Origin of the sequence: Microcoleus sp. MON1_C5, assembly GCF_036701875.1 — a bacterium.
GTDB lineage: Bacteria > Cyanobacteriota > Cyanobacteriia > Cyanobacteriales > Microcoleaceae > Microcoleus.
The window spans coordinates 40,841-67,617 of the sequence record NZ_JAUBRN010000028.1 but is presented as its reverse complement, the minus strand read 5'-3'; the positions used below and the strand labels follow the sequence as shown (position 1 = coordinate 67,617).

General features: G+C 43.8%; 23 protein-coding genes. 10 read left to right on the top strand and 13 right to left on the bottom strand.

Features of this window, described 5'->3' with window-relative positions; all coding sequences use genetic code 11:
* Window positions 1-743: 743 nt before the first annotated feature.
* Complete coding sequence (locus tag QUA71_RS15545; protein ID WP_333286242.1) at window positions 744-6,257, top strand: AAA family ATPase; 5,514 nt, start codon at window positions 744-746, stop codon at window positions 6,255-6,257.
* A 310-nt stretch (window positions 6,258-6,567) separates the two neighbouring features.
* On the opposite strand, the gene QUA71_RS15540 is transcribed toward QUA71_RS15545, so the two are convergent.
* Window positions 6,568-6,972 (bottom strand): hypothetical protein, encoded by a 405-nt coding sequence (locus QUA71_RS15540; RefSeq protein WP_333286240.1) that lies wholly within the window; start codon window positions 6,970-6,972, stop codon window positions 6,568-6,570.
* Between the two features lie 18 nt (window positions 6,973-6,990).
* Between QUA71_RS15540 and QUA71_RS15535 the strand changes: the two genes are divergently transcribed.
* Both QUA71_RS15535 and QUA71_RS15530 read left to right on the top strand, forming a co-directional pair.
* Window positions 6,991-7,857 carry a transposase gene (locus tag QUA71_RS15535; protein WP_333286238.1) on the top strand — a complete coding sequence of 289 codons (867 nt, stop codon included), beginning with the start codon at window positions 6,991-6,993 and terminating at the stop codon, window positions 7,855-7,857.
* Between the two features lie 21 nt (window positions 7,858-7,878).
* The gene (locus QUA71_RS15530) at window positions 7,879-8,295 is read left to right on the top strand and encodes a hypothetical protein (RefSeq protein WP_333286236.1); all 417 of its coding nucleotides are present in this window, start codon (window positions 7,879-7,881) and stop codon (window positions 8,293-8,295) included.
* Between the two features lie 288 nt (window positions 8,296-8,583).
* Here QUA71_RS15530 and QUA71_RS15525 read toward each other — a convergent pair whose 3' ends face one another.
* From QUA71_RS15525 to QUA71_RS15495, 7 genes are all read right to left on the bottom strand, one after another.
* On the bottom strand, window positions 8,584-9,597 hold the full coding sequence (locus tag QUA71_RS15525) for an XrtA system polysaccharide deacetylase (protein ID WP_333286235.1): 1,014 nt from the start codon (window positions 9,595-9,597) through the stop codon (window positions 8,584-8,586).
* A gap of 22 nt (window positions 9,598-9,619) precedes the next feature.
* Window positions 9,620-10,381 carry a WecB/TagA/CpsF family glycosyltransferase gene (locus tag QUA71_RS15520; RefSeq protein WP_333286233.1) on the bottom strand — a complete coding sequence of 254 codons (762 nt, stop codon included), beginning with the start codon at window positions 10,379-10,381 and terminating at the stop codon, window positions 9,620-9,622.
* A gap of 481 nt (window positions 10,382-10,862) precedes the next feature.
* Complete coding sequence (locus QUA71_RS15515) at window positions 10,863-10,994, bottom strand: hypothetical protein (protein WP_333286231.1); 132 nt, start codon at window positions 10,992-10,994, stop codon at window positions 10,863-10,865.
* Window positions 10,995-11,022: 28 nt separating this feature from the next.
* Window positions 11,023-12,243, bottom strand: coding sequence for an acetate kinase (locus tag QUA71_RS15510; RefSeq protein WP_333286273.1), 1,221 nt, complete (start codon window positions 12,241-12,243; stop codon window positions 11,023-11,025).
* Window positions 12,244-12,256: 13 nt separating this feature from the next.
* Window positions 12,257-12,898 carry a histidine phosphatase family protein gene (locus tag QUA71_RS15505; protein ID WP_333286229.1) on the bottom strand — a complete coding sequence of 214 codons (642 nt, stop codon included), beginning with the start codon at window positions 12,896-12,898 and terminating at the stop codon, window positions 12,257-12,259.
* Window positions 12,899-12,930: 32 nt separating this feature from the next.
* The gene (locus tag QUA71_RS15500; protein ID WP_333286227.1) at window positions 12,931-13,620 is read right to left on the bottom strand and encodes a DUF3226 domain-containing protein; all 690 of its coding nucleotides are present in this window, start codon (window positions 13,618-13,620) and stop codon (window positions 12,931-12,933) included.
* Window positions 13,613-14,650: an AAA family ATPase gene (locus QUA71_RS15495; RefSeq protein WP_333286225.1), complete on the bottom strand. Its 1,038-nt coding sequence runs from the start codon at window positions 14,648-14,650 to the stop codon at window positions 13,613-13,615. The genes QUA71_RS15500 and QUA71_RS15495 overlap by 8 nt, the downstream gene beginning before the upstream one ends.
* A gap of 103 nt (window positions 14,651-14,753) precedes the next feature.
* Between QUA71_RS15495 and QUA71_RS15490 the strand changes: the two genes are divergently transcribed.
* Window positions 14,754-14,981 (top strand): DUF433 domain-containing protein, encoded by a 228-nt coding sequence (locus QUA71_RS15490; RefSeq protein ID WP_333286223.1) that lies wholly within the window; start codon window positions 14,754-14,756, stop codon window positions 14,979-14,981.
* A complete protein-coding gene (locus QUA71_RS15485; RefSeq protein ID WP_333286221.1) occupies window positions 14,978-15,301 on the top strand; it encodes a hypothetical protein in 324 nt (107 codons plus the stop codon). The genes QUA71_RS15490 and QUA71_RS15485 overlap by 4 nt, the downstream gene beginning before the upstream one ends.
* Before the next feature lie 149 nt (window positions 15,302-15,450).
* On the opposite strand, the gene QUA71_RS15480 is transcribed toward QUA71_RS15485, so the two are convergent.
* Window positions 15,451-17,925, bottom strand: coding sequence for a phosphoketolase family protein (locus QUA71_RS15480; protein ID WP_333286219.1), 2,475 nt, complete (start codon window positions 17,923-17,925; stop codon window positions 15,451-15,453).
* Between the two features lie 852 nt (window positions 17,926-18,777).
* Between QUA71_RS15480 and QUA71_RS15475 the strand changes: the two genes are divergently transcribed.
* The gene (locus QUA71_RS15475) at window positions 18,778-18,942 is read left to right on the top strand and encodes a DUF433 domain-containing protein (RefSeq protein ID WP_333286271.1); all 165 of its coding nucleotides are present in this window, start codon (window positions 18,778-18,780) and stop codon (window positions 18,940-18,942) included.
* Window positions 18,943-19,000: 58 nt separating this feature from the next.
* Window positions 19,001-19,240, top strand: a complete 240-nt coding sequence (locus QUA71_RS15470) for a DUF5615 family PIN-like protein (protein WP_333286217.1) — start codon at window positions 19,001-19,003, stop codon at window positions 19,238-19,240.
* Between the two features lie 221 nt (window positions 19,241-19,461).
* Here QUA71_RS15470 and QUA71_RS15465 read toward each other — a convergent pair whose 3' ends face one another.
* Entirely contained in the window at window positions 19,462-19,710 is a 249-nt protein-coding gene (locus QUA71_RS15465; protein WP_190659166.1) for a hypothetical protein, read from the bottom strand.
* Window positions 19,711-20,251: 541 nt separating this feature from the next.
* On the opposite strand from QUA71_RS15465, the gene QUA71_RS15460 reads away from it, so the two are divergent.
* From QUA71_RS15460 to QUA71_RS15450, 3 genes are read left to right on the top strand one after another with little or no spacing between them, the layout of a single operon-like run.
* Window positions 20,252-20,623 (top strand): hypothetical protein, encoded by a 372-nt coding sequence (locus tag QUA71_RS15460; RefSeq protein WP_333286214.1) that lies wholly within the window; start codon window positions 20,252-20,254, stop codon window positions 20,621-20,623.
* Window positions 20,624-20,628: 5 nt separating this feature from the next.
* Window positions 20,629-21,057 (top strand): HNH endonuclease, encoded by a 429-nt coding sequence (locus QUA71_RS15455; RefSeq protein ID WP_333286212.1) that lies wholly within the window; start codon window positions 20,629-20,631, stop codon window positions 21,055-21,057.
* Window positions 21,020-21,241, top strand: a complete 222-nt coding sequence (locus tag QUA71_RS15450) for a hypothetical protein (protein WP_333286275.1) — start codon at window positions 21,020-21,022, stop codon at window positions 21,239-21,241. The genes QUA71_RS15455 and QUA71_RS15450 overlap by 38 nt, the downstream gene beginning before the upstream one ends.
* A gap of 20 nt (window positions 21,242-21,261) precedes the next feature.
* Here QUA71_RS15450 and QUA71_RS15445 read toward each other — a convergent pair whose 3' ends face one another.
* From QUA71_RS15445 to topA, 3 genes are all read right to left on the bottom strand, one after another.
* A complete protein-coding gene (locus QUA71_RS15445) occupies window positions 21,262-21,510 on the bottom strand; it encodes a DUF4926 domain-containing protein (RefSeq protein WP_333286210.1) in 249 nt (82 codons plus the stop codon).
* Between the two features lie 127 nt (window positions 21,511-21,637).
* On the bottom strand, window positions 21,638-23,599 hold the full coding sequence (locus tag QUA71_RS15440) for an AAA family ATPase (RefSeq protein WP_333286208.1): 1,962 nt from the start codon (window positions 23,597-23,599) through the stop codon (window positions 21,638-21,640).
* 397 nt (window positions 23,600-23,996) lie between these two features.
* Window positions 23,997-26,723 carry a type I DNA topoisomerase gene (topA, locus tag QUA71_RS15435; RefSeq protein WP_333286206.1) on the bottom strand — a complete coding sequence of 909 codons (2,727 nt, stop codon included), beginning with the start codon at window positions 26,721-26,723 and terminating at the stop codon, window positions 23,997-23,999.
* Window positions 26,724-26,777: the final 54 nt, after the last annotated feature.

Here is a 26,777-nt window from a genome sequence, read left to right as displayed (position 1 = left end):
ATTCAAACAACTTTACCCGGGTTTTATGGCAATAATTCTTAATCTTTCCTCAAATTTTCTTAAAAGTTAGGCAAATTTGATTAATGTAGGGTTCGCTGCCGCGCACCAGACAAGGTGCAATAATCCTGCATTTTTTGTCAAATTTACTTTGCTTTAACGGTCAGTTAGAACTGTTAATCGATGAGCCAAAATAGATATAATTGAGGGAAATTGCCGCTCCCGAAGCAACACTTACTTCCCTCAGCGCCTCGACCGCGAATTGCAGTTAAGACTTGCACCGCCCGGTTTTTTTAGCACCCACAATTCCCCCCTTGTCACCGAAAAAATAAATCTTTCAGCACTTGCGTATTTTCACCAGATGTGATGGCGAGGGGTTAAAATCAAGCAATTGTTTGGAAGCTGAGATGATTTAGTTGTCAGCGTGGCGATCGAGTATTAGAGTAAATCCTTGCACAACTCCTGTATTTGCGATCTTGTTAACCTAACTGCTGAGGTAACGAAAGCCCCAGCGTGCTTTTGTCAGCAGTAGCTCTTTGCTGTCAAGGCCTGCGTTCCCACACATCCCAAAAGATAGCTCTTGAGCGATAATGAAGAATAACAGAGGATTTACGAAAAGAAACCCGGTTTATACGAAAAAATCTTGGGTTTGTCAACGACTAGCAACGAAGAAACCCGGTTTCTAGCCCGCCGCGCGTAAGTCCTGTAACATTGACCAAGCACACCTAATTTGAGAGAACCCAACTATGATGGCAATTCCCGGCGTTGCAGTTCTCGCTCTCATTTATGAAAGCAGCACTTCCCTGGTTTACCGCGGCCACAACGAGCAGAACAACCAACCTGTTATTATCAAACTTATCAAAGAAGACTATCCGACTCCTGAAGAACTCAATAGATACAAGCGCGAATATGAGATCACTGCCAACTTAAGCCAGTTGGACGGAGTTGTTAAAGTGTATAAGTTGCAACAGGTTAGAAATAGTCTGGCAATGATCTTAGAAGATTTTGGCGGGGAATCTTTAAAGATATTTATGGGTTCCCAAAAATTTACCATCTTAGGATTTCTGACTACGGCTATCAAAGTTGCGGAAACTTTGGGCGAAATTCACGGAAAAAATGTAATTCATAAAGATATAAACCCCTCTAATATAGTTTTTAATCCGGCGACAGGACAAGTAAAACTAATAGACTTTAGCATTTCAACTGCATCCAACCTGGAAAATATTCCGAGTAAAAATCCCAATTTTTTAGAAGGCACTTTAGCCTATATGTCGCCCGAACAAACCGGTAGAATGAACCGGGTAGTAGATTACCGCACCGACTTTTATTCGCTCGGCGTGACCTTCTATGAACTCCTGGCAGGACAACTCCCTTTTCCCACTACAGATCCCATGGAGTTAGTTCACTGTCACATTGCCAAACAGCCAGTACCTCTCGCTGAAATTGCACCAGAGATTCCTCAAACTGTTTCAGATATTGTGATGAAATTGTTAGCAAAAACTCCTGAGGAGCGCTATCAAAGTGCTTGGGGACTCAAAGCAGATTTGGAATCCTGCCTGTTTCAGTGGCAAACATCTGGGGTTGTTTCTGAGTTTCCTCTCGGCCGCCAAGATATTTCCGACAAATTTCAAATACCTCAAAAACTTTACGGCAGACAGCGAGAAGTTGAAACTCTTTTAGCGGCATTTGAACGGGTAGCAGCAACAAATAATCGAGGCTACCGCACCGAAGATTCCCAAATTTCTGTCATCAAAAAAGAGAGCAAATCGAAAAAAGAAAGTCCCTTGTCAGTCCTGGCGAGAGGACAGCATAAATCCCGCAGCGAGATGATGCTGATTGCCGGTTATTCCGGCATTGGCAAATCTGCAATGGTGAAGATTTTAGACAAACCTATTACCCGCAGGCGTGGATATTTTATTTGGGGAAAGTTTGACCAGTACAAGCGGACTATTCCTTACTCGGCCGTTGTCAGCGCTTTTTCGGAATTGGTGCGGCAACTGTTAACTGAAAGTGAGGCTCAATTAGCAGTTTGGCGCGAAAAACTCCGCAGTTCCTTCGGTCAAAACGGACAAATTATTATTGATGTCATTCCCGAAGTTGAACTAATTGTCGGAGCTCAGTCTCCTGTAGCTGAATTGGGGCCGACGGAATCTCTGAACCGCTTTAATTTAGTATTTCAAAATTTCATTCGCGTATTTTGCCAGCCAGAACATCCCCTGGTCATTTTTCTCGACGATTTGCAGTGGGCTGATTCGGCTACTCTCAAGCTGATCGAATTGATGATGACAGATGAAGCTACGCAATATCTGTTTTTAATTGGTGCTTATCGGGATAATGAAGTTAGTCCTACTCATCCTTTAATGATGACAGTGGAGACACTGCGAAATCAGGAAGCTATCATTAATCAGATTGCTTTGTCGCCGCTGGGGGTGGAAAACATAACTCATTTGATTGCGGAGACTTTGCACAGCGATCGAGAATCTGTCAAACCGTTAGCTGAATTGGTAATCAGCAAAACCGACGGAAATCCTTTTTTTGTCAATCAATTCCTGCAAACATTGTATCAGGAAAACCTGCTAGTTTTTCACCCGCCACAGTCGGGTAGTAAAGGCGGCTGGCATTGGGATATGACTCAAATTGAACAGTGCGCTATCACTGACAATGTAGTAGATTTGATGGTACAAAAATTGAGAAAACTGCCAACTTCAACGCAGCAAGTTTTGCGTTTAGTGGCTTGTTTGGGTAACGAATTTGACTTGAATACTCTTTCTTTAATTCATGAAAAAGAAGCCTCGGAAACTTTTTCTCACCTGTTGCCCGCCATTAAGTCTGGATTGATTCTGCCAACTTCGGAATTGGAAAGCAAGTCATTAGATTACGTGCTGTTTCCGCTATTAATTCTGAATTATAAATTTTTGCACGATCGGGTACAGCAAGCAGCTTACGCTTTAATCGACGACTCGCAAAAAAAGGCAGTTCACCTGAAAATAGGCAGGCAAATCCTAGAAAACACCCCGGCTGAATATCGCGCTGACAGAATCTTTGAATTAGTCGATCACTTGAATGTGGCTCGATCGCTAATTAAAGACGATCGAGAATTAATTGAACTGGCAACGCTGAATTTAGACGCCGCCCGCAGAGCCAAAGATGCCACTGCTTATGTTGCTGCCTTGCAGTATTTGACCGCAGGCATGGACGGTTTGAGCGCCGATATTTGGGATGCCCACTACGATTTAGCCTTTGCCTTGCACATGGAGCGGGCAAATGTTGAGTATTTAAACGGTTATTTCGAGAACTCCGAAGAATTTATTAATATAACGTTGGAAAAAGCGCGATCGCCCTTAGAAAAGGTAGAAATTTACAACCTGCTGATCGTGCAGTACACCCTGCGGGCGAAGTACGAAGAAGCCGTTAAAGCCGGAATCCAAGCTTTGGACTTGCTAGGCATTGACTTGCCGCTAGACGGGCTACAAAAAGTCATATCCGAAGAATTTGCAGCCGCTACAAATATTTTAGCAGGTAGAGAAATAGCTTCCCTAATTGACGCCCCCGAAATGACTGTACCCGACAAAAAAGTGGCAGTCAAATTAATTACAAACTTGCTGACATCCGCGTACCTCAAAAATCCCGACTTGTGGAAAGTCAGCGTTTTAAAAGGAGTCAATCTTTCTCTACAATACGGTTTAGTACCCGAAGCCTCTCTTTGCTATGCTGGCTACGGTATGTTCTTAAACGCAGTTTCCGGAGATTACAAAGCTGCGTATCAATTCGGCTTGCTCTCGCTGAATCTCAGCGAAAAATCTGGCAATATCGGCTTGAAATGCAGAGCTTGTTCATCGCTGGTCAGTATTTTTTATTACTGGTTCAATCACATCAAAGATTCCCACGCAATCAGCAATGAAGGATATCAAGCAGCTTTAGAATCAGGAGATTTAGAGTATGCGGGTTATATCCTGTCCAACCGCATAGCTAACTCATTTTTTCAAGGTAAAGAAATCTCGCAAATTCTGGCTGACACGAGCAGATATTTGCAGTTCAGCCAAAAGACCAAAAATCAGCTCGTAACCGATATATTATTAGGGGTAGAGTTAATCCTGCGTAACTTGAGCAAACTAACTCCTGAAAAGTTTGTATTTGAAAGCGAAGATATCAGCGAAGCTGAATACGTACACAACTGTCAAGCTCATCAAAATTTGTACTCGCTCTGCCTTTATCAGATTCGCAAATGCCAGGTAATGTACTGGTACGGCAACTTCAACGAAGCGCTACAACTAGCTTTTGAAGTAGAAAAACAGCTATCTTTTATTACCGGAGCGATACCCGCTACCGAATGGAATTTTTTCTTTTCTCTAACTTTAGCCGCCGTTTTCCCAAATGTTTCAGAAGACAAGCAAAAGGAATACTTGGAAAAGTTAGAGGAAAACCAAAAACAGATGAAAATTTGGGCAGACAACTGTGCCGAAAATTTTCTGCACAAGTATCTTTTAGTACAAGCAGAAATAGCCCGAATTTCCAAGAAAGATTCAGAAGCTGTAGAACTGTACGATTTCTCTATAAATTTAGCCCAAGACAATGAGTTTGTCCAAAATGAAGCCCTAGCTAATGAACTAGCAGCTAAGTTTTGGTTGAGTAAAGGCAAGTATCAATATGCAAAAATCCACTTGCGCGAAGCTCACTCGTGCTACTTGCGCTGGGGTGCAGTTCGCAAAGTAGAAGATTTAGAACAGAAGTATCCGCAGTTGCGGGAAATGACGCCGCTCAACGGAAGTTTTAACAACAATCAAACTACCACAACTATTCATACTTCTACTGGCAGCGATGCAAGAGTGCTGGATTTGGCAACGGTAATGAAAGCATCTCTGGCGATTTCTAGCGAAATTGTGCTCGATAAGTTGCTGGCTTCTTTGATGAGAATCTCCTTAGAGAATGCAGGTGCTCAATTAGGTTTTCTGATTTTAGTTAGAGATGGTCAACTGTTGATTTCAGCTAAAGCGTCAGTATTTGCTGAAGATGTAGCTGTGCTGCAATTTACGCCTGTTGGAGACTATCATGATTTACCTGTGACGGTGATTAATTATGTGGAAAGGACTCGCTCGGATTTGGTGTTGAGCAATGCAGCGGCTGAGGGACTATTCACAGCAGATCCTTACATCGCTAAACACAAACTGCAATCTATTTTGTGTACTCCAATCATCAATCAAGGCAAACTGATCGGCATTCTTTATTTAGAAAACAATTTGACTGTCGGAGCATTTACTCCCCACAGATTGGAAGTTTTAAGGTTGCTTTCTTCCCAAGTTGCTATTTCTTTGGAAAATGCTCTACTTTACAATTCGGTGGAACAGAAAGTGCAAGAGCGGACGCAGGAGTTAAATGAAAAAAACGAGCGTTTAGAACAAACTTTGCGCGAACTTAAACTAACTCAAGCTCAATTAATCCAAACGGAAAAGATGTCGAGTTTGGGGCAAATGGTCGCTGGTGTAGCTCACGAAATTAATAATCCTGTAAGTTTCATCTACGGCAATCTTAATCCGGCTAGCGAATACGTTAAAGACTTGCTAAAATTGATTGAGCTTTACCAACAGCACTATCCAGAACCTGCTGATGAAATTCTAGAAGAAATAGAAACAATTGAGCTGGAATTTTTGAGCGAGGATTTGCAAAAGCTGCTGGATTCCATGAAAGTAGGAGCGGAAAGAATCCGGGATATTGTGCTAAGCTTGCGGAATTTCTCGCGCCTCGACGAAGCGCAAATGAAGTCGGTAGATATCCATCAAGGCATCGACAGTACGGTGATGTTGCTGCAACCGCGCCTGAGAAAAGAGGGCGGGCGTTTGGGAATTGAGGTGATTAGAAATTACAGCACGCTACCTCTAATTACTTGTTATGCGTCTCAGTTGAATCAGGTATTTATGAATATTTTGACAAATGCGATCGATGCTCTCCTCGTAGCAAGAGATTGCCCGGAAAACTCTCATCAACAGCCTACGATTACAATTTCTACAGAGGTGACTGACAGGAATTCTGCCATAATTAGAATTGCCGACAGCGGGCCAGGGATGAACACTGAGGTGCTGCACAAGATATTCGATCCATTTTTTACAACTAAACCCGTTGGTTCAGGAACGGGTTTGGGATTGTCTATTTCTCACTCGATTGTTGTCAGTTCTCACGGCGGAAAATTGACGTGCGTTTCTGCACCCGGAGAGGGGAGCGAGTTTATTATTGAAATTCCGATCGCCCCCAGGCAAGTTTTGTAATCGGCACCACCATCAACCCATAGCATTGCTGAAAGAGTAATGATGTTTCAGGGAAAATGGAAGAATAAACGTCTCTACCCCCTGGGGGGGTGACAAAGAGGTCTAGGAGATAGACCCAATAAGAGTTGCAGCCCCTATACCCTGTTGATAAAAGCATCGCATTTTGTAGAGCAATTTTAGGCTCGCTCAAATGCTCGAAAGTTGACCAAGAAACTACGATATCGTAAGCTTCTCATTTGGGAACTGCATGGCAGATATGTCCTTGGATAAAAGTAGGTGTGGGCAAGTTGGTAATTCCGAGTGCTTTTTCTCAAGCGAGCTGTTTTGCCCGATCGACCAGTAGCAGCTTGCGCCCAACAGTTTTCGCCAATCGCCCCAACCCATTCTCTTGGAACATTCGCAGATAACTTCCCAGATCAAAACCGCAAGGAATCACATCTAGATCGATCGCAGTGGCTTGGTTATTGATTCCGAAATAGCGAGCGCGTTCCATCTGCTGTCCACCGCCTATTTCCAGGATGTCGAGTTGACGAAGGGGTTTGCCGAGGCATCGAGCAATCCGCTGTTCGTCTCGGTGAATGCGCTGTAGGGCAACAGCTACGGTATTATGGGCTTTATTTCTGGAGTTTAGACTAAGTAAAATATCCAGGGATAAAAAAAGGGAGTCTGAATTGAAAAGCAGACCCCACTTAGCAGAAACTAAGAGTAGTACCACCCACCCTTAGCTGCCAATATGCACCTTGCCAAATTAAAAGAATTTCGTCAAGCGGCTTATCAGTATTTATGTCGGGCCCACGATGCGACGTTTGAATTGACTGATGCCATCCTATTGACTCGCCATGTCCACTGTCTAGCTGACTTGTCGCTGTGTCCTGTGTTTCGCCGACGCTGGTCAAGTATTTATCAAGCCTTACAAGATTGCCGTCCAGCTCGGCGTAAATTGATGCAGATATATATTAAACACATCCCAAAAGATATCCGTCCCATACTTGCCATAGATCATACCAGTTGGCCGCGCCCAGATGCTGTGACTCTGCAAGAACGAACAATTGAACATCAAGCAACGGATATCCCTGGAAACCGACCAATTACTTTGGGCCAAGGTTACAGTACAATTGCTTGGGTCCCACAGAGCGAAGGTAGTTGGGCTTTACCATTACGGCACGAACGAATTACCAGTGGGGAAAGTCCTATTGACAAAGCTGTCTGGCAACTACAACAAGTCAGCCAATATCTACCCTCACGACCAATTGTACTCCTAGACAGTGAGTATGGTTGTGCCCCTTTTGTTTTGAAGACTGCGGGCATTCAAGCTGATAAATTAATGCGTTTGCGCTCAAATTTATGTTTGTGGGGTGCGCCGCCCCCCTATTCAGGTAAAGGTTGTCCGCGCAAACATGGCGAGAAGTTTAAGCTCAATGATGCTAACACATGGGAAGAACCAACGGAAACTATAGAAATTGATGCGCCAAAGTTAGGTAGGCTCCGAATTAGTTTGTGGCCGGATAAACATTTTCAAGCGGCCACTAACATCCAAATGCAATTAATCCGGGTCGAACGGCTTAAAAATCAGAGCGGACACTTCGCCAAACCTCTCTAATTAGCTTGGGTCGGTGAAGAAATGCTGCCTTTGAATGAAGTTTGGCGACTCTACTTGCGGCGCTTTGCTATAGATCATTGGTATCGTTTTGCCAAGCAACGGCTGCATTGGACATTGCCCAAATTAAGCAGCCCAAAACAGTGTGAACGGTGGAGCGATTTGATGCCGTTAATAACGTGGGAATTGTGGTTGGCGCGTGAAGTGGTGGCTGATAACCCTTTACCGTGGCAGAAATCGATGCCCTACTTGACGCCTGGACGAGTAGCCCAAAGTATGGGAGGAGTTTTAGCGGCGATTGGTACTCCTGCTGTTCCTCCCAAACCCCGAGGAAAGTCTCCTGGATGGCCTCCAGGAAAACTCCGGCCACCAAAACCTCGCTGTCCAATTGTTAAAAAAGGGACTTCCAAGCGTAAAAAAGCCTTCAAGAACTCGACCTAAATCCCAATTTTTCCTATTCCATATTTTCTTTGAGTAATTCAGCCATAGCTGAGTCAATTTATGCTGCTTAGTCTAAACACCAGTTATTTCGCTCGCGCAGTGCGGGTACCACTTCTCTAAAGGCGTTAATTACTCCAAAATTGGCATAAGTTTGGAGATTGTGCGGTTATGACATCAAAATTTTCTCCCATAACCAGACTTAGACTTCAGCAAGTGTATATCGCTACCGATGGAATTCGGGGAAAACAACAGAGAGCGATCGAGATTTTTCCCGCTCAAGTCTTTTAGTTACTGTCTAAGCCTGAGCAAATTTTCTGCTATTTCGGTTTCGGTATCGGATGTTTTCCCGCCGGTTTTGCTTAGCAAGCAAATTTCCCGATCTCTGGGACAAAGATCTACGAAAGTATTAACTACCCGTCCGTGCTGCTTCCCATCCATACTTATTTGCCAAATTTTCTCAATACTATTAAACTTAAAATCCTGAATCATCCGCTCAAATTTAGAATGGGTTTTGTGCAGATTCACATAACTTGTGAAGGAACGATAAGGATTCATTTTCAGCTTAGGATGCTGCGGGTCGAATTCCCTAGGATGTAGGTAAACTAATGCTGGTTTTCCTTGATTGTTGAGCTGCTCTATCCCAGCAGCGATGGCAGAATAGGGTGCGAGGCGAAAGTAACCGCCTCCAAACAAATACACTTTTTTATTGAAGAGTGTAGTCGGAGTTACTGGAATTTCCAGAATTTTGTTTCCTAGGGCCGTGGTAAGCCATACTGCGTCTCCAGAAAACCCCGGCAACCCACCATGATTTCTGTTCATGGGGAATATCGAAGCATCATACTGCAAACCTAATTCTACGAGAATGTCTAATGCCCAAAGAGATGAATTAGCGAGCGAAAAACCTGGAGCGCGATATCCCAAAATTGGTCGTGAAGTAATTCGTGCCAACACCTCCAGAGAGCGAGCTACATCTCGACGGAACTCGTTGGGAGTTAAATTGTAAATTAGTTCGTGGCTGTACCCATGAGTACCAATTTCATGACCTTGCCTTTCTATTTCTCGGACTAAATCTGGAAAATGCTCGGCAACCCACCCCAGAACAAAAAATGTTCCTTTTCTGTCATGTTTGTTAAGTAAATCCAAAATTACCTGTGTGTTTTTGGTAACTTTACTTTCCAGTTTCTGCCAGTCTTCGATGCTTGGCATTGAACCAATATCTAAAATGTGAAACCAATCTTCGATATCGATTGTTAGGACATTTTCTACAGCGGTTTGTGGGAGACTATCTGAAGGGTGTAACATATTTTTTTTGCGGTTTGTAAGTTTACCAATCTGTAAAAGGGTTTTGATAAATGTTGATTTTTTGTTTGAAAGCCAGCCCTAAAAAAGGTGGATCGTTGATTAAATACCGTTTCCAAAGTCGTCTGGGTTCACTTAACAATCTGTAGGGAGTTTCAAGCCCAGCATTACTCATCCATTTCGGCGCTCTTTTCTTGTGACCAGCTTCAAAGTCAATTGTGGCACCTATGGCTAAAAATATTTTGATGCTTTTCAACTTTTCTTTGTATTTGATAATCCATTTTTCTTGCTTGGGCGCACCAACCCCTACTGCTAATACATTCGCACCGGATTGTTCAATTAAATCGACGATTGCAGTACATTCTTCTTCATTTTTTTCAAATCCAAAGGATGGCGAGTGTGCCCCAACTACAATCTCTCTTCCCACTTTTAAATTGATATTTTTCCGAGCTTGGTCAGCGACTCCTGGCGCCGCTCCTAGCAAAAATATTTTGATATTTTGGTTATTTTTATGATACTGATAGAATGTTGGTAAAAGATCGGAACCTGAGATTTTTTCTTGGATTGGTGTTCCTAATAACTGCAAGCAATACATTAATATTTGTCCGTCACAAACTCTGTAGTCGGCAAATTTATAAGCATTGTAGAAGTCTATATCTTTTTGCAGGATCATTAGGTGATCTACATTTGGGGTAAAAACAATACCACCTCTTTCGTCAAGTTGCTGCAACAGTTCTATTGTCGATAAATTATCTATACAAATATTTAAAACTTTAACTTTTTGCATCTTTTTGCGATTGCTGTAACTAAAACGATGTCCATATCAAGAAACTTGCTTAGATATTTTTGGGTTCTCGATTATTTTAAAATAATCGCTGATTAAGTTTCTGTGCCAACATCCTACTTTATTGCTGTCAATAAGGGTATCGGTAATCGCCAGCCTTCATCAAATCTTTATAATTTTAAAATTATAAAAAATTATAAAATTTTTATAATTGATTAATTTAAACTATAAGTAGCTCATAGGAAATGCTTCTGCGGTTAAGTTGTGGTCACATTCTGTCAGTTTAAATAATCTTTAATATCATTTTTGTCAATACATGACAAAGTTTCCATAACTTAAACGTATATAATTGGGAAATCGATCGCAAAACTTGCTTCATCAAATCTTTACAAAAGATCAGTATAAATACTTGCTTGGGAGCAGAAAATTATAAAAAAAAGGTTATATTGTAAAGGCTTATGTAGTAAAAGATGTTGCATAAGTCCTAATTGTGATAAATTTGCCCGCATTCTCGCCCGATCGCCGAATCTTCCTGAGTATGAATTGCCAAAACTCTTGCGAATGAATAAAGTGTTGCAATATCTTGATCGGGCGATCGCACTTTCATGGCACTCATGAAGGGTTGCCTCGATCCGACATAAGGATTATTGCAGGTGAGAGTAAAGTTTCCAGCATTCTCGCGCAATTTCCCAATCCTCCTGCGTGTGAATGACTAAAACTCTCGCCGCTGAATCCACTGCCGCAATATCTTCATCCACCGGCGACTGTTGATTCTTCTCCCCATCCAATTTCAAACCCATAAATCCAAAAGCTTCGCAAGCCGCAGCCCTCACTACAGGCGAATTTTCCCCAACTCCCGCCGTAAAAATCAAAGCATCTAACCCTCCCAAACTCGCCAGCATCGCCGCAATTCCAGCGCGCAAACGGTGAAGGTAAATATCCAAAGCAAGTTGAGCTCTCTCATTACCTTGGGCGATCGCATCTCCAATCTGCCGCATATCGCTAGATACCCCAGAAATTCCTTTTAAACCAGAATTACGATTGAGAATATTATCTAATTTTTCAGAAGTTAAATCTTCTCGCCTTAACAAATGAATTATAATCCCCGGATCGATCGCACCCGATCGACTTCCCATCATCAAACCATCCAAAGGAGTAAAACCCATCGTCGTGTCAACACTCACGCCCCCGCGAATTGCCGCCAGAGAACATCCGTTGCCCAAATGACAGCTAATCAGCCGCAAATCGGTCAAATCACGGTTGAGAATTTGAGCCGCCCTGCGCGCGCAATATTGATGGCTAATGCCGTGAAAACCGTAGCGGCGAATCCCGTTTTCGAGCCATTCGTAGGGGCCGGGATAAACAAAGGCCGCGGGTGGCAATTGTGCGTGAAAAGCTGTATCAAATACTGCTACTTGCGGCACATTTCCGAGGATTTTTTCCAGGGCTTCGATGCCTTCGAGGTTGACGGGATTGTGTACGGGGGCGAAAACCGATAAACGGGCGATCGCCTCTTTAACATCCGGCGAAATTAACGTACTTTGCTGATAGTCTTGTCCGCCGTGTACGACGCGGTGGCCGACAATATCAATCTCCTTTAAACTATTAATAACTTGAGTTTTACCCTGCCCCAGAGTCTCCAGCATTCGAGAAATGGCGGCTTCGCGAGAGTCGGAGGCGAATTCTTCCTCAAGTGCAGTTCCCGAGGCAGTTTCGACTTTCAACTGAGCCACACCTTCGCGGTGATTCCAGTCAATTTGCGCTTCCCAGACGGGTTGCGGCGGGCGATCCGGCAGGACATCGTTTAACTCGTAAAGACAGCTTTTTTGACTGCTAGAGCCCGCATTTAACACCAATATTTTCATAGCAAACTCAACCTCAAGTCCCGGGCAAATTGCGGAGGTGTTCATCCATGTACGATCGATCGCCCAAAACTTCCAGCAGCGGCCCGCGCACATCAAATTTGACAATACTGACAGAAGCTGCTAAAGCGCCAATGCGATAGCGATAACGTCCCAAATCAATCCCCAACAAACTGCACAGAACAATTCTAATAGTCGCCTTGTGCGAGACCACCAAAACATTACCGCTCTTGTACTTTTCCTGAATTTCTGCGATAACTAAGGACGATCGGCTAGCAATTTCCACGGAAGTCTCACCGCCATTCGTCGGTGCATTCCAAGCAGGTTCAGTCAGCCAATTAATATAATCTTCTTCGTAGTCTTTTTTGACCTCTTCTACTGTTTTGCCTTCCCACTCACCGTACTTAATTTCCCTCAGCCCGTCGCGAAGCTGCATTTCAATTCCCACAGCATCGCACAAAGGTTTTGCAGTAGCAATTGTGCGTTTCATCGGACTGACATAAACAGCCTCCCAGGGCAATTTTGCGTAAGCGGCGCCAAACTGTTCTGCCATTTGAGAACCTGCGGGCGTTAATTCTGGATCGATAGCGCCGCAGAAACCGCCTGTTTGGCTGTAAGTCGTTTCACCGTGTCGTACAAAGTAGATTTTTAAGCTCATGAGTTAGTTAATGGTGTGTGAATTTTACTATGTTAGCAAAAGAGTGTAAAAAACTCCTTCAAATCATCGAGAGCAGGATGATCCCAATTCCAAATATCTTTTTTGTGTTCCATAACATAATCAAACCCAGACATACTGCATTTTTTTCCAGCTTGCGTCTGTTCCTGATTTGAGCAAGTATCATACCTGAGATAGATGCTCACCCAGAATTTATCAAAACCTTTCTGGTCGATTTGCTTTCCCTGGCTTTCTATGCAAGTTTTCCAGCTATTCAAACAATCAGCATGAGGAGATTCTCTAGCCTTTATTGCCTTTAAAAGCGTTTCCAGTTCGCCTTTACCTCCCACATTTGTAAAGTAACAAGCCAATTTTGCATTTGTCCCACGCTCTGTACAAATATCGATAAATTGTTTAGTGCTTGACAAGCTTTGAGCTTCCTCAAACACTTGTTTTATACATCTATCTACGAATTTCAGCCGTTCTTGCTCTGAATAATTATCAATATCGATAATTATTCCAATTTTTTCGATATCTTTTCGATCAATCTTTCTTATTAAATTTTTTAAAGCTTTGATTAACTCTGTTTCGCTCAAGCCTTCCAAACTTTTATAATCATCTATATAAATAGGTTTTTCTACCTGGATATCGCAGTTTAGTTTCTCAACCATTGCCTGCATGAAAATTTTATCATTTTTACTTTCTACTATGACAATATTACTCACCTCTCACTCCTTCTTGATGCTCTAGTGCGTAATTCAAAGTTTCCAAATCGAGCCTACTTCCGATTATTTGATTTGTTTTGAGTTTCCTTGCTAGTTCAAAATATGCGCTGCTGCATTCCTGATTTTGTTCTAAACCCACCTCAGCAAATGCTTGAAGCATCTCTAAACTGTGCGTTGTAGCAAAAATCTGCGTATCCAGTTCAGCCGCCAAGCGAAATAAAATTCTCCAAAACTCCCGCTGGTTTGTATGGTGAATGCCGTTTTCTATCTCATCGACTAGCAAGGTTTTATGTTTATTAATGACTAATTTAAGCATAATATGTGCAACCCTATTCATTGCATCTCCAAACAATGATAAAGGCAAACGCTTCTCACCCTTTCTTCTCAAGTAAAGTGTGGGTTCACCAATTGAAAAACTTTCTACAGATTCGATCGTAGGGTCAATAATTTGAAAAGCTTTCAAAACTTCGCTATCTTTGTCATCCAAACGTGCTTTATCGTATGCTTCTGTGAGTTCTCTTCCCGAAATCCTGATAAACGAGGGAATTATTGGTATTTCGTCAGCAGTAGAACTGCTATCAGTAATTATTGAATTGCCATAACCATCCCTTAAACCTGTGGAAGTAGCTCTTAAAGAGGGTTCTCTCCCGCGTTGTGGAAATTTTGGTGCTTCTACGTTTTTGATTAAGTTAAGAGTTATCAAAGATGTAGATGACTTGATTTCTACTTGAGAGATAATATTGTTGTCGTCTTTTCCAAAAATTACTAGAGATTTATCTTTTTTGCGGAAATAAAATAAGTTATCCCAGGCTCTATCAGGCATAGCTTTTATGGCTTCTAAGGGCTCTTTTCTAAGCTGTCTTAGCATGACTAGACTGCTAGTATAGGGAACAACATTGATAAAAATTGCTTCTAGCAAGGCTGTCTTGCCAGCATTGTTTTTACCGCCGATTAAATTGACTCTTTCAAACCCAGAAATTTTGATGTGTTCAAAGCACCTAAAATTTTGAATTTCTATTTCTTTAAGCATGACCGCCTCTTTGGAATGTACAAATCCTAACTCACCGTTGATTTATGCTAAGATTAATTCTATCTTACTTGTTTTACTTGAACCGCAACAAGCAACGAATGTCATGCAGAATATAGATTTCTTTGAAGTCATTGAACGCGATCCAACCAAGGTAAGTGGTGCATGGGTATTTCGGGGAACGCGCGTACCTGTTGCCGCCTTTTTCGAGAATCTTAAAGATGGAGCCTCTATTGACCAGTTTCTCGAATGGTTTCCGGGAGTAACTCGCGCCCAAGTTGAGGTATTACTCGATCGCGCGTTAGCCTCATTAACGCAAATGGTAGAGGCATGAAGATATTGTTTGACCAAGGTACACCAGTACCGTTGCGCCGATCGTTGCTGGGTCATACAGTAGATACTGCTTATGAACGTGGATGGTCAACATTAGCAAATGGCGATCTGCTCGACACAGCCGAACGCGATGGGTATAATCTGCTGGTGACAACCGATCGCAACTTGCGTTATCAACAAAACCTGACAAGCCGACAAATTGCTATTGTGGTTTTGCTGTCTACATCTTGGCCGCGTATTCAAAGGCATCAAGACGATATTCGGAACGCGATCGACACTATTGTTCCGGGCGCATACCTAGAAATTGAGATTGGTTGCTGAAGCTTTATTTAACTGATGTCACTCCCTATGATTGTCAAACTGAGGTGAAACCTCGATCTTGCCTAGGTTGTATACTCGCAAAATCGTTAATTTTCTCTGTGGTTGACAATCATAGGGATGAGTAGCTTGTGCTCTACAAGCGATCGCACCTATCCAGGTGCACCCGATCGCACGGTTTGTTCTGCTGTCGCCCCCGGATCAGTCGTTTCCGGCGGCGCTTCCGGCGAAACCGGGCCCGCGTGCGGCCACTTCCAGTCGCGGATTTCCGGCATATCATCGCCGTGCTTGGTGATATACTGCGTGTGCTCGATCAGCTTGTCACGGATAGCTTGTTTGCCGTAAGCTGCTACAGAACTCAGTTTCGGAACGCGATCGAGTACATCTGCAACTAAATGGAATCGATCGAGGTCATTCATCACCACCATATCAAACGGCGTCGTAGTCGTTCCCTCTTCCTTGTAACCCCGAACGTGAATATTCGAGTGATTCGTGCGGCGGTAAGCCAATCGGTGAATCAGCCAAGGATAGCCGTGAAAAGCAAAAATCACCGGCTTATCTATCGTGAACAAAGCATCAAAATCCTTGTCAGACAAACCGTGAGGATGTTCGCTAGCAGGCTGAAGAGTCATCAAATCCACCACATTAACCACCCGCACTTTTAAATCGGGATAATCTCGGCGGAGAATGTCAACAGCAGCCAAAGTTTCCAGCGTCGGAACATCACCCGCGCAAGCCATCACCACATCCGGTTCGCCACCTTTATCATTGCTAGCCCACTCCCAAATACCGATGCCGGCCGTACAGTGTTTAATCGCAGCATCCATATCCAAATACTGCAATGCCGGCTGCTTCCCTGCAATAATCACGTTGACATAGTGGCGGCTGCGGAGACAGTGATCCGTTACTGACAGCAAAGTGTTCGCATCCGGCGGCAAATAAATCCGCACCACTTCCGCTTTCTTGTTAATTACGTGGTCGATAAAACCCGGATCTTGGTGAGAAAAACCGTTGTGGTCTTGCCGCCAAACGTGAGAAGTTAGCAGGTAGTTGAGAGAGGCGATCTGTCGGCGCCAAGGAATGTCGTTAGTAGTTTTCAACCACTTGGCGTGTTGGTTGAACATCGAATCGATGATGTGAATAAACGCCTCGTAGCAAGAGAAAAAGCCGTGGCGTCCCGTCAGCAAATAGCCTTCCAGCCATCCCTGACATAGATGTTCGCTGAGGACTTCCATCACCCGGCCGTCGGGGGAGATGTGGTCGTCTTCGGGCAAAATTTCGCCCGCCCACACCCGGTTCGTCACTTCAAACACCGGATCGAGGCGGTTTGAGGCCGTCTCGTCGGGCCCGACAATGCGGAAGTTGGCGTTTTCCTGATTCAGTTTCATCACCTCTCGCAGGAAGCGGCCGCAAACGCGGGTTGCTTCTGCCATTACAGTGCCCGGTTTTTCCACGTCAACGGCGAACTCTTCAAATTCCGGCATTTTCAAGTCTCGCAGCAGCAGGCCGCCGTTAGCGTGGGGATTTGCGCCCATGCGCCGAGATCCCTTGGGTGCGAGTTCGGCCAATTCGGGAATTAACTTGCCCTTTTCGTCGAAGAGTTCTTCCGGCTTATAGCTTTTCATCCAATCTTCCAGGAGTTGGACGTGTCCCGGCTTAGAAGCCATTTCCGAAAGTGGGACTTGGTGCGATCGCCAATAATCCTCAGTTTTCTTACCGTCAACTTCCTTCGGCCCCGTCCAGCCTTTGGGAGTTTTCATCACAATCATCGGCCACTGGGGACGACCGGAATAGCCCTCCGTCCGGGCTTTTTCCTGAATCGCCTTAATTTCGCCGATCGCCGTATCCATCGTTGCAGCCATCAACTGGTGCATGGTTTCCGGGTCTGAACCTTCCACCCAATAAGGTTTGTAGCCGTAACCGACCATCAAACTTTCCAATTCCTCGCGCGGAATGCGGGCCAACAGCGTGGGATTGGCAATTTTGTAGCCGTTCAAGTGCAAAATCGGCAACACGGCCCCGTCGCGAACCGGGTTGAGAAACTTGTTAGAGTGCCAGCTAGCAGCCAGCGGGCCCGTTTCTGCTTCCCCGTCGCCGACAACGGCGGCCACAATCAAATCGGGATTGTCGAAGGCCGCCCCGTAAGCGTGGACGAGGGCGTAGCCGAGTTCGCCGCCTTCGTGAATCGAACCGGGGGTTTCCGGGGCGACGTGGCTGGGGATACCGCCGGGAAAAGAGAACTGTTTGAACAGCCGTTTGATACCCTCTTCATCTTGGGAAATGTTCGAGTAATATTCGGTATAAGTGCCTTCGAGATAGGTGTTGGCGACCAAGCCCGGCCCGCCGTGTCCAGGGCCTGCGATGTAGATGGCGTTGATGTCTTGGGCTTTGATGATGCGGTTGAGGTGAACGTAGATGAAGTTGAGGCCTGGAGTGGTGCCCCAATGTCCGAGGAGTCTGGGTTTGACGTGTTCGAGTTTGAGTGGTTCTTTGAGTAGCGGATTGTCGAAGAGATAGATTTGTCCGACGGATAGGTAGTTTGCGGCCCGCCAGTAGGCGTTCATTTTGTGTAGTTCTGAGTCGGAAAGCGGCTTTAATTGCGGGATCTCGGTCGTTCCTAGCATCATCAGCGATTGACTCCTAAGTTGTGCTTGTTTTGTAAAGTGCGATCGAGAAGTGCGATCGATATTAATTTGTTATTTGTGACATTTTGTATTTAAACTCCATGTCTTCCACGCAAACTATAGAATTCTAGCTCGTTTATACCTAAATAAAAGTTTAAATCAATGTTAATTTATGGCTAAATATCGCACGAGTTTGATGCAATAAAGGCCGCTACTTGCGGGGATCAAGGAATTCAGCAATACATAATAGGATTTGCACAAGAGTTTTTGTAGGCTGTGCACTCCGCACTGAGCCTTAGTATATGTTGCGAGTGGTAGGATGTGTTGTGCAAGTCCCCACAAAGATACTTCTCAAGGTAGAAGTCATAAGGATTTATAGGTGAATTTAATTTCACTTTGTGCCTGCTGATGGCTGATACCAGTTATCATAAAAAATTCAACTGTAGGCAATATCCAAAGCTTTATGTCCTCAGTCATTCCCCATTCTTTAATCTAAAATTAAAAATGGTATGACTCGTTTTGGGTTAATTTTTTTTAGGTTCGTTTAAGCTCCGGGTAAAAGGGCGATTACTTTTTATAATGAGAGAGATTTTTCCTGAAGTTAAACAGATATAGCAATGCTATTTCATTTGTGAAAAAGCTTTTTTTTATGAACCGCAGAGGCGCAGAGGGCGCAGAGGAAGAGAGCAGAGAGAAAGGAATTGCGTATAATAGCGAATAAATACAGAATTACTAAATCAAATAGCTTCTATTACTATCCAAAAATTAGAAGCTGAACTCCTAGCTTGCACGCCAAAAAAGAAAGCTCGAATTATCTAATTATTAACGCAAAATTTAGCTAACACCTGGCAAGAAATTAGCCAAACTCCCGGTGTCTGTGGCGGTGATGCTTGTATGAGAAATACTTGCATTCCTGTTTGGGAACTGGTGAGCTTTCATCGTTTGGGTATGAACGAGTCTCAACTATTAGATAACTATGCCACACTAACTGCTACTGATTTAGCAAATGCGTCGGCTTAGGCGGCAGTTTTTCCCCATGAAATTGAAATAGCTATCCGCAAAAATGACGAGGATTGAAATGATAGCGCGTCTTGATGCTGACGAACTATTTCCCAGAGTGGTTGTAGAATTGCTGCGCCAGATGGGGCACAATATTCTGACAGTGCAAGCAGCCGGAAAGGATAACCCAAAAAATCCGGACGAAGAAGTGTTAGCTTTTACAGTCAGTGAAAATCGAGCTGTTTTAACTCAAAATTGCCGTTATTTTATCAGACTGCACAGCTTACAGTCTGACCCTGCTGGAATACATTGTCTGTAGGGGAGAGGATGATGTAACAAGAAGGGCTGGTAACATTAATCAGGCTATTTCCTCACTTGAAACATTAACAGGTCAAGTGATTTGAGTCGATCGCACTCTCGCGACCATCTATATCTTAAGCGATCGCCACAAAGTAAACTCAAGCAATCTCAATCCGAAAATCACTGCATCGGTTTGATTGCTGGCTAGATGCCATCGCCGATATTTCTCGCTGGAAAAACCTAGGAGGCTACTAAAACAGGACTCTCTGAAATCCGGCAAACATTGGACACAGTTGGCTGGTGGGAAACGACTCGCAGTTCGTGAGGATAGCGGGGACGGGGGTCATTTTCTAACCAGATGGGCGGTACCATCATCACTTCATAGTAAGCGATCGTATGCAAAACCCCAGGCTGCGACTTCAACTCCACTGTCAAGCCCGCTCTGTACTCAAATGCTTCTTCCCAGTCTAAGTTTTCATTGATACCCATAGCGATCACGCCTCTTAATCTTGTTTCTTTTCTCAATTGTAGGCCGCTACATAAAACATTGGGTACTTTCTGTTGCTTATGATACAATTTGTAACCTTATATATACGTTCCCTGACAATTGAACAGAGAAGAGCAATTGTCAATAAGTAAATAGGATGATTTGACCGACAGGTGACAAGTAAGGCCAAAAGCTAGGCTTGACAAGAGTTTGAGTTGATATGTCTCAAAAAAAATAGGGGCGATGGAACCGCGCAGACGTTTATGACACAAAGGAAGAGAAGAGAAGAGAATTTTAAGGACGGAAGTACAAACCTATTTTTGCCAGCTTGGCTAATATTTTATAAATAAAGAAACTCGGTTTTTTTAATAAACCGGGTTTCGGGATGAGTGAAAACTAAACTAATTTCACTTTGTTTTCTTCTTGGTAGCTGTCTCCGTATTTTTAGCAACCGAGATGCTTCTTCATTTCTTTTTGGCAGACGTCTAATACTCAAAGTAAAATATGGCATAATATAAATATTAGTTTCATAGCTTTGCACCTATGACCGCCCAAATCACCCTAAATTTGCCAGATGAAGTCTATCACCAAGCAGAATTGCTAGCGCAGCAACGCCACCGCACCGTGAGTGAGATTCTAGTAGAAACTCTGGAAAATTTTCTCTTACCAACCGCTAAACCAGTATCAGCACTGTCTGATTCAGAAGTAATCGCTCAGACTCAACTCCGGCTGCAACCACTCCAAGAACAACGATTGAGTGAATTGCTAGACCGCCAACAATCCGGTACGATCGCATCTGTAGAACTGGAGGAATTGCAGGGATTAATCCACATATATGAAACTCGACTATTGCGACAAGCTCAAGCCTTAAATGAAGCTGTGCGGCGCGGCTTGCTCGAACCATTAAAAGGATAAGCAAAATGGCGATTTTTGAACAAGTGCGATCCAGAGTTCGCGCACAAGCTCAAAACCGATGCGGTTATTGTCGCAGTTTAGAAATGTATGTTTTGGGAATACTGGAAATTGAGCATATTATTCCTAAAGCGATTGGCGGTAGTGACGAGGAAGAAAATCTATGGCTGGCTTGTAGTCTGTGCAATAATTACAAAGGAACCCAAGCTGACGCATTCGATCCGGTCACGCAAAAGCACGTTAAGTTGTTTAATCCCCGCACTCAAGAATGGTCACAAAATTTTGCTTGGAGTGAAGACGCTACAGAAATTATTGGACTTACAGATTGCGGTCGCGCAACCGTCACAGCACTACAACTAAACAATAATATTGCTGTTAGTGTCAGGCGTCAGTGGGTTAATGCTGGATGGCATCCGCCAACAGATATTTCTCCTTAAAAGGTTTGAGGGTCACAAATGGTCGATCGCACATATCGCCTTTGTTGTGGCTGAGGAGATTTTAGACCAACTAGAGGTCATTGATGGGGGATTTGTACGATCGATCGCACTAACGCGCGTTAAGTTGTTTAATCCGTGCACTCAACAATCATCACAATATTTTGCTGCGAGTGAAGATGCTTAAACCCCACATTTGAATGAATATTAACCTGCTTGTGCCAAAGAACTAACTGTTAAGATTTCATCAGGGCGGAGAACTTCTACAGTAGAGATTGGGACGGGTATGACCGTCAGAGACTCACCAACAGCATTAAATATTTCCAACAGACAGCCCTCTTCACCACCACTAGGATGAGAAACAAAATCAACCAATGTTGAAATATCTCCTGCTCTGAGTTGATATTCTGGTAAGTCAGGGGTTAAAGCAACTTCCTGATATAGCTCTAGGGTCATGTCAATTCTCCTTAAAAGGCTTGAGGGTCACGAACTGAAATTTTCCATCCATCCGTCGTGGTAGCCAAATTGTAACAACAGATAGGTTTATATCATTTATACCAACGAGTTCTCCTAATCGATTTCTTTATGCCTCAACATTCTTAATTTTCTCAAATAGCGAAATTAAATCTTTAGGAATAAGAGTAGGTATATCATCAACAACCTTCTGCAAAATCTCTAGTTTAAGTTGAGATTGCTTTTGAAATCTTTTCAGTTGTGGAAAAATATCTGTTAATATTTCTTCTAATTCGTGTCCTTTAATCTGAAGAAACCACGAAGGCAAACTAATAACTTTTCCACCAACATATTCACAGGAAATATTATTTTCCTCTGAAGTCGGGGGGGATTTTTTTTTAACTTTACTGACTATGAAATTAGCTACTACCTGGAGACGATCATTATCGAGCTTAGCAATATCAACGTATGTTTCATTAGAATGAAAACCTATTTCATCACGTTCAATCCACTTCTCCCGAATTAAAAATGCTCCTAGCAGTAGTGGATCAAGAATATAGTTCTCAATGCTATAACGCTTTCCATGACCAAGGACTTTTACGCGCTCATTGCCATCATTCTTTTTATCCCAGTCAATGATTCCATACACCGTCCGGTTGCCACACTTGTACAAATTATTAACAACTTCTTCTACTTGATCGCAGTTTCCTTGTCCTGATACTCCAGATGAAATGAAGTTAAGTGAAATTTCGGGATAAATTAAGTAATTTTTCAGCTTATTATAAATAATTTCATAAAATTGGGCATCATATTGGCTTTCAACGAACACTTGACGACGATTTTTATAGTCAATACTCAGAGTTGGTACTCCAGTCGTGAGAATTGCTAATGCTTTGTCTTTTGTTGTCTTTTGTAACCTTTGTATATCAGTCTTATACATGGCATATACAGAGGCTTCGGGTGCTAGAGCGACTGTTGATGGCGAATGTGTGGTCATAATTACTTTGATTCCGTGACGATTCACAAGAACCTCTTGAATAGTATGCAGAAGCGATTGAGTCATGGAAGGATGCAATGGAGCATCAATTTCATCAAAAAGCAAAACTTTTGGATAATCTACAAGCTGACGACGATCCTCTGCATAATAAAGACATAATGCAAATGACATTAAAATTCTTTCTCCAGAAGAGAGGTCGCCAAACTTCACCTGAGTTCCTCTTATTTGATCAATAAGAACTGGTTCATAAGGACGATCTTCATAATATTTTGCTGGTTGGTTAATGCGAAAATCTAGATTAGCAATCTCAAGAATACTATTAACAAAAGTCCAAGGAGCCTCCCCATACTGTTCTATAAATTCTTCATTAGAGAGGAAACTGACAGTATCACCTTCTGAATTTGCCAACTCCTTTAGTCGGTTATTAAGGAAGTTGTGTTTGTACTCTAAAAAAAGTCTGCCGAAGGACTGTTGAAACATATCGATAGGTAGCCAACTTTTAGGAAAATTATCATAAAAATCTGTTTCGTCTAAAGCAAGAATAGAAGTTCGGGTTTTTCCTTGCAATTCACTAATTAATCTTTGTCTATTAACGTCACTTCGCACAAAATTTGTTATCAGATAAGGTTCTATATTGGAGATAATATTCTGAATTGTTTGAAAAGTTTGTCTTGATTCATCCGGATTGTCACCTGTCATTATAAACTCATCTTCCGATAAATTAATAAGTTTATGAATATCCATGCTCAAAAGATCCAAACGTTTAAACTGTCGAAGAGTATCTGTAATCTGATTACGATGAACTTGGATTTGTGGGAAAAGTTCATTCCAAAGTCCTTGTCTCTCTTGAGTGATTTGGTAAGAAGCAAAAGCACCGCTATCATTTGGAACAAGATTTGTCCAGTTGAAGAGACGAATTGGTTTTGTTTGATTGGTAGCAGCAATACTATCAATCTGAATACATCCACTATTTATAGCCTCTAGCAAATGTGACTTTCCTGCACCATTTACCCCAGTAATAATCACAAAATCCGGTAGTTCAGTTTCGGGGAAGGAAGAAATTGATTTGTAAGCGTTAATCAATGTGAGTTTCATTTGCAATAAAAACCATATAACTTCAAGATAGAACAGTATTACAGTGAAAAAATACTTATTATTAATTTAGGATTCAAATTAGTATTTAAATCTCAATGTTGGTCTATTTTAAAATGCTTGGTTTCATGGGTGTCCGTACCCTCATGAAACCAGTTTAACGCCTGACATTATCCCAAAGTATCGCATATTTTGTATCCTGTCAAGTTCGACTCCAGCAAATTATCACAGTTTTCCCCGATCGTAATGCCCTAGTACATTCAAGCCCAATTTTAAGAACTTCAGTCCTTACTACAAACCTCAGCTTGTCAAATAGTTTACCAACAAAGAAACCCGATCGCACTTGGGGCGATTCCCCCCTGCAGACCGGGTTTCTAGATGAGTGAAAACTAAACTAAAATCACGTTGTCTTCTTCTTAGTCGCCGTCGCAGTCGCCGTCTTCTTAGCAGTGGTTTTCTTCGCTGCAGTCGTCGTCTTCTTAGCAGTGGTTTTCTTCGCCGCAGTCTTCTCAGTTGCAGTCTCCGACTTGGCCGCCGCAGTCTTAGTAGACTTCTTCGACTTGCTGCTAGATTTTCCGCCGCCCGCCGCTTCCTTGGTTGCTAACAATTCCAGTGCTCTTTGTAATGTGAAATTCTCCACAGATTCATCCTTCGACAAAGAAGCATTGATATCGCCGTGTTTCACGTAGGGGCCGTAGCGACCATCGTAAACATTGATCAATTCTCCCGACTCTGGATGCGCGCCCAATTCCTTTAAAGGTGTGGCTGATTTGCTGCGGCCGCGGGCGGCTTTCGGCTGCGATAATAACTCTAAAGCCCGATCGAGCCCTATAGTCAAAACATCATCCGGCGGTTTGATCGATCGATAATCTTTCCCCACCTTACCTTGGTCATGCACCACATAAGGCCCGTACATCCCCAAATTAGCTTGCACCTTCGCCCCCGTCTCCGGGTGAGTGCCCAACAACCGGGGTAAAGTCAACAAACTCACCGCCATATCCAGCGTCACGCTATCCTTATCCGTCCCCTTCGGCAAAGAAGCCCGCTTCGGTTTCTTGTTCGTTTCCGAAACTTCCCCTAACTGAACGTATGGCCCATAACTGCCAATCAGCACATAAATCGGTTCCCCAGTTTCCGGGTGAAGACCCAATTTTTCCGGGCCTTCGGTTTTTTGCTTTAACAGAAACTCCACTTGTTCCGGATCTAAATCTGCCGGCGTCAAATCTTGGGGAATCGATGCTTTTACCAGGCCTTCTTCGCTTTCAGATTCCAGATATGCGCCGAATTTGCCGATGCAAACTTTGGCGGAGAGATTCTCCAATACCACAGTTCGGGCTACTTTCGCATCAATCTGACTTTCCTGTTCTTTAACTTGGGTTGCGAGTCCGGTTTCCCCTGTATAAAACTTTTGCAAATACGGCAGCCATTTCGCCTCGCCGGTGGCAATTTCATCGAGGGTTTGTTCCATTCGGGAAGTAAAACCGGTGTCTACTAAATCGGGAAAATGTGTTTCCAATAAAGTCGTGACGGCGAAAGCGGTGAAGGTCGGAATTAGGGCATTAGCTATTAATTTCGCATATCCCCGATCGACAATTGTACCGATAATACTCGCATAGGTACTCGGACGGCCCACACCTTCGCTTTCGAGCATTTTGACCAGAGAAGCTTCCGTGTAGCGGGCGGGAGGTTGAGTTTCGTGGCCAACTGCCTCTAAATCCTTACAATTAGGTTTATCCCCCACCTTCAGCGCCGGCAAAATCACCTCTTGGTCTTCCAACGCCGCATTCGGATCGTCGGAACCTTCCACGTATGCCCGCAAAAAGCCGGGAAAATCAATGCGTTTGCCACTGGAACGGAAACCGGCATCTTCTACCTGAGTTAATACAGTGACGTGAGTTTGGCGGGAATCGGCCATTTGAGAAGCGACAGTCCGCTTCCAAATCAAATCGTACAGGCGGAAATCAATCCCATCCAATCCAGTTTGCTGCGGAGTCCGAAAAGTGCTGCCGGCGGGACGGATAGCTTCGTGGGCTTCCTGCGCGCCTTTGCTTTTCGTGGTGTATTTGCGCGGTTGGGGGCTGAGGTATTCGCTGCCGTAAAGTTCTTGCACGCAACTGCGCGCCGCTTCGATCGCCTGTTCGGACAAATGCACCGAATCCGTCCGCATATAGGTGATAAAACCGCGTTCGTAGAGACCTTGGGCAATTCGCATTGTTTCCCGCGCACCCAGCCGCAGCTTACGGTTGGCTTCCTGCTGCAAAGTCGAGGTCGTAAACGGCGGCGACGGTTTGCGGGTGACTGGCCGTTCTTCGATATTGCCGACAGTCCAGGGTTTGTTTTGAATGCGTGAAAGTAAAGCCCGCGCCTGTTCTTCGTTCAGCAAAAGTACGCGGCGGCCGGAGATAATTTGCCCGGTATTTTCATCAAAATCGCTGCCGTTTGCAACTTTCACATTGCCGACAGTCACGAGTTTGGCATCAAAGGAAATCTTGCCCTTTTCCAAAAGGGCTTTCAAATCCCAGTAGCTACCTTGGCGGAAAGCGCGGCGTTCCCGTTCCCGGCGCACCAAAAGCCTGACTGCGACTGACTGCACTCTACCTGCAGACAAACCCCAAGCGATTTTTTTCCACAATAGCGGAGAGAGTGTGTAACCGACGAGTCTGTCGAGAATTCGGCGAGTTTCTTGCGCTTGTACTACTCGATTGTCGATATCGCGGCAGTGAGTCAAAGCATCGCGGATTGCTTCGCGGGTGATTTCGTGAAACACCATCCGCTTGATCGGAACTTTGGGTTTGAGGATTTGCAGCAAATGCCAGGAAATGCTTTCGCCTTCCCGGTCTTCGTCAGTGGCTAGAATCAGTTCTGTGGCGTCTTTGAGGGCGTCTTTGAGTTCTTTAACAATTTTCTTTTTATCTTTCGGGATGACGTAGAGGGGTTCAAAGTCTGCCTCCACGTTTACGCCCAGTTGCGCCCATTTTTCTCCTTTAACGGCTTCTGGTATTTCTTCGGCGGAGGAGGGTAGGTCGCGGACATGGCCCATCGATGCCTCTACACGGTAGGTGGAGGGCAGGAAGTTGCGGATGGTGCGGGCTTTGGTCGGAGATTCGACGATGACTAAGGTTGACATGGCATCTTTTAAATATGGATGGCAGCGCAGCTAGAGGGTGTAAGTTAGAGAGTT